Annotated in this window: 7 protein-coding genes; all 7 read left to right on the forward strand. The window is 55.0% G+C overall.

Going from position 1 to position 3307, the window contains the following annotated elements; translation table 11 throughout:
- The coding region (locus BZK42_RS27595; protein WP_282958100.1) for a DnaB-like helicase C-terminal domain-containing protein at window positions 1–188 on the forward strand (188 nt) is incomplete at its 5' end.
- 115 nt (window positions 189–303) lie between these two features.
- Window positions 304–642 (forward strand): hypothetical protein, encoded by a 339-nt coding sequence (locus BZK42_RS27600; RefSeq protein ID WP_211280453.1) that lies wholly within the window; start codon window positions 304–306, stop codon window positions 640–642.
- Window positions 639–830 carry a hypothetical protein gene (locus tag BZK42_RS27605; RefSeq protein ID WP_080861506.1) on the forward strand — a complete coding sequence of 64 codons (192 nt, stop codon included), beginning with the start codon at window positions 639–641 and terminating at the stop codon, window positions 828–830. The genes BZK42_RS27600 and BZK42_RS27605 overlap by 4 nt, the downstream gene beginning before the upstream one ends.
- Entirely contained in the window at window positions 827–1099 is a 273-nt protein-coding gene (locus tag BZK42_RS27610) for a hypothetical protein (protein WP_080861509.1), read from the forward strand. Before BZK42_RS27605 ends, BZK42_RS27610 begins: the two co-directional genes overlap by 4 nt.
- Window positions 1100–1101: 2 nt before the next feature.
- On the forward strand, window positions 1102–1236 hold the full coding sequence (locus tag BZK42_RS29540; RefSeq protein WP_282958101.1) for a hypothetical protein: 135 nt from the start codon (window positions 1102–1104) through the stop codon (window positions 1234–1236).
- Window positions 1229–3064: a ParB family protein gene (locus BZK42_RS27615; protein WP_249025191.1), complete on the forward strand. Its 1836-nt coding sequence runs from the start codon at window positions 1229–1231 to the stop codon at window positions 3062–3064. The genes BZK42_RS29540 and BZK42_RS27615 overlap by 8 nt, the downstream gene beginning before the upstream one ends.
- The gene (locus tag BZK42_RS27620; protein WP_080861512.1) at window positions 3061–3282 is read left to right on the forward strand and encodes a TraR/DksA C4-type zinc finger protein; all 222 of its coding nucleotides are present in this window, start codon (window positions 3061–3063) and stop codon (window positions 3280–3282) included. Before BZK42_RS27615 ends, BZK42_RS27620 begins: the two co-directional genes overlap by 4 nt.
- The last annotated feature ends 25 nt before the right edge of the window (window positions 3283–3307 follow it).

The raw sequence follows: 3307 nt of genomic DNA on the forward strand, positions 1-3307 counted from the left end.
ATGCGGACGTCATTCTCTTCCTTTATCGCGATGAGGTCTACAACGAGAACACCCTGGAGCGTGGTGTGGCTGAGCTCATCCTGGGCAAGCAGCGTCAGGGGCCGCTGGGTACCGTTAAAGCCCGATATGAGGGCGAGTACACCCGTTTTTCAGAATACCACCTCGGATACGGAGGGCCGACAGCATGAGCCTGAAAAAACGAAGGCATGCAGGGATACCTGAGGTGGGTCACCGGTCAGCGGCTTCTGCGTCTGCTGAATCAGGCCGTGTGGGATAACCGGGAAAAACAGGAGGGGGAACACCATGATGCTTAACAGAACAGGTTACAGCCGGGGACAACTGACGCCGGAAATTGAACGTAAATCCCGTGAGCTGCTGGGGTATGCCATTTCACAGCAGGAACTGCGGCTGATGCCATACGTCCACGACTGCGCCATGAATGACGGTTACATCAACCAGCAGCGGGTCAGTGCCCCGGAACGTGAAATCCTTCGTCAGTGGGAGGCTCGGGGATTTGGCGGGTTCGGACCGCATCTCAGTATCGAAAAATTCTTCTGGAATGCCATAAATGAAATTCTGTGGCTCGGCTATGTCATGCCCGTCTGCGGCGCGCTTCTTTATATAGAGGAGTCTTCACAATGAACAGACTGACAAAAGCGGCAATCCATTATGCCATGTTCAGTTCCCTTGAGGGTTATGTGTCTGCTGTCGTGGACTCTGTCGAATTTGAATCAGGCATAAAACTGAATGATGAAGAACAACAGCAGCAGGTTTACCGGCTGATTGAAAAAGTGATCACCAGTGCGACCTGCAAAGGCGGTACAGCATGACAGACAAACAGGCGCTGCGTGAAGTGGCAGAGTGCATTGATCGCAAAGAATGGAAGGTTCTCGATAATGGCGATGATAAATATCAGGTTATCACCTCCTGCGAACACTGCCAGTGCCACCACGCAATTGAAGTTACAAGTCGCTCGTTATCTGGTCGATACCTCTACGCTGGTGATGTTGTTAAATGCCCCGGTTGCGGTAATCAGGGTGTAATCGATGCAGATGCTGACGGCGCGTGGGTTGAATGGGATATGGAGCGGAAGAATTAAATATGGCTGATTTTAGAGCAACAAAACGTAACGCATCCTTTAAGGAGTGGGGCGAGGCGCTGGAGTGCATGGTGGAGCTGAACGGTAAATCTTTCGATATAACTGGCGCTAACAACGGGGAGGTGTCCCGTGGCTAAAACTAACCTGCTTGACCTGAGCACAGCCCTGCTGCAGGGTGCCCGTGAACCACAGTCGGTGTCGTCGCCAGCCATCATGCCTACAAGCGAGATGCCGCTGATACTGACGCTGGATGAGGTTGCCCCGAACCCGGACAACCCGAGAACCACCCGTAACCCGAAGTATGATGAGATAAAGGATTCCATTCGCACCCGGGGGCTTGACACGGTGCCGAAAGTCACGAAAAACCCCGATATTCCGGGGGCACCGTATATCTTCAGTGATGGTGGTAACACCCGTTATGAAATTCTGCGCGAGCTGTACGCTGAAACCGGTGACGAGCGTTTTTACCGTTTCCATGTGCTGTTCAAACCCTGGCCGGGGAGACTGAAATGTCTTGTGGGCCATCTGGCCGAGAATGATGTCCGCGGCGACCTGACGTTTATTGACAAGGCGCTGGGAATACGCAAAGCCCGTGCCATTCATGAGGAAACCCTGGGGCGGACAGTGACGCTGCGTGAGCTGTCAGAACTGCTGCGTCTGGAAGGGTATCCGATACATTATTCCCTGATTAGCCGGATGGAACATACGGTGGAGTATTTGTCCCCGTATATACCGGAACTGCTGGCTTCCGGGCTGGGAAACCACCAGATAACACAGATACTGGCGTTGAGAACCGGAGTTGAGAAAGTCTGGAAGCAATATGGCAGGGAGACGCTGGATAATCTGACGTCTGTTTTCGGGGACGTGTGCCGGCAGTTTGACGATCCGGAACTGTATTCGATTGAGATGTTCCGCGATGAGCTGATTGGCAGCCTGATTAAGGCTTTGCCCCATCCGTCCCTGAACTATGACCGCTGGATAATTGAGCTGGATCCAAAGACGCAGAACCAGCGGGTGTTGTTTGGCGAGCCGGAGCCGATTGCAGAGCATCTGATTCTGGCTGACCAGCAGGCCTGGCAGAAAGAGAATGAGCAGAATGAGGCCGTCGCCCGGACAGACACTCAGACCCCGGAATCGGGGGCGGGCGGTGACGCAGACCCGATTTCTGCCGACTACAGGGATGGTACGACAGTTGTTTCGTCTCCAGTGGCTGCAGTCGGCAGGGGGGAAATCCAGCCTGATATTTTGGGTGGTCCGGATGCGCTGTCGGGGGAATTCATGCCTCCGGATCCGGAAGACGATGCGGATGATATGTCATTTTCTTCTGTATATGCGCAGGGCGATGTCAGAGCGTCGGTGACCTCTGGTGCCGGTGTGACCGCATTTTCACAGGCGGCCGGCTCCGCTGTTACCATCGCATCTGCTATCGGTGCCGGCGGTGATGTTATTTCCGGCAGTAGTATCTTCCCGTTCCGGGGTGACGATAACACCGTTGGAATGCCCGCTGCCCCTCTCCTTTCTGCCATTCCAACATCATCTGTCGCGTTTGCGGATACCGGGCTTGAGCCGGTCAGTGATATCTGGGCGATACCGGCGCTGCAGGATGATACCGAGCACCTTCAGGATATGGCGTACCGGCTGGTCTTTGAGATAGCGGAAGCGATGGGGTGCGCGGACAGTGTCCGGGAAGATAACCGCCCGGGTTCAGCCGGTTTTGTGGTTTCTCCCCACGGGAATGAATTCGCTCTCTTCCTGGCGGGGCTCTCAGGTGAACTGCCCAATAAGCAGTTCAACATGAACCTGTTCTGCCTGAACTTTTTTGGTTCGCAGTCACCTGCAGATACTCCCGTTTTTGACGACATTCACGTGGTGAAGATCCTGAGGCTTATTCGTGTGATACGTCGTCTGCGCGAGCTACAGCGTCTTCAGGCAACCACCGGTGATGAGGGGAGGACACTGCAGTGAGTGTGGATACCGATGATGAAATGGCGCAGCGGGAGGCCATGCTGCACACCGACCTGCAGATAGCGGCAATTCGCCATGCGCTGAGGGCCGGTATCGCGGCATCCCGTCTGCACTGTGCGGAATGCGGGGATGAAATTCCGGAGAAACGGCGGGCGTCAATGCCGGGCGTCAGGCTGTTCGCTGACTGCCAGGCGTGGCATGAGGAGCGTGGGTCATGAGCGGAACAGGGGCAGACCACGCCCT

Origin of the sequence: Citrobacter braakii, from assembly GCF_002075345.1 — a bacterium.
In the GTDB taxonomy this organism is placed as follows: domain Bacteria; phylum Pseudomonadota; class Gammaproteobacteria; order Enterobacterales; family Enterobacteriaceae; genus Citrobacter; species Citrobacter braakii.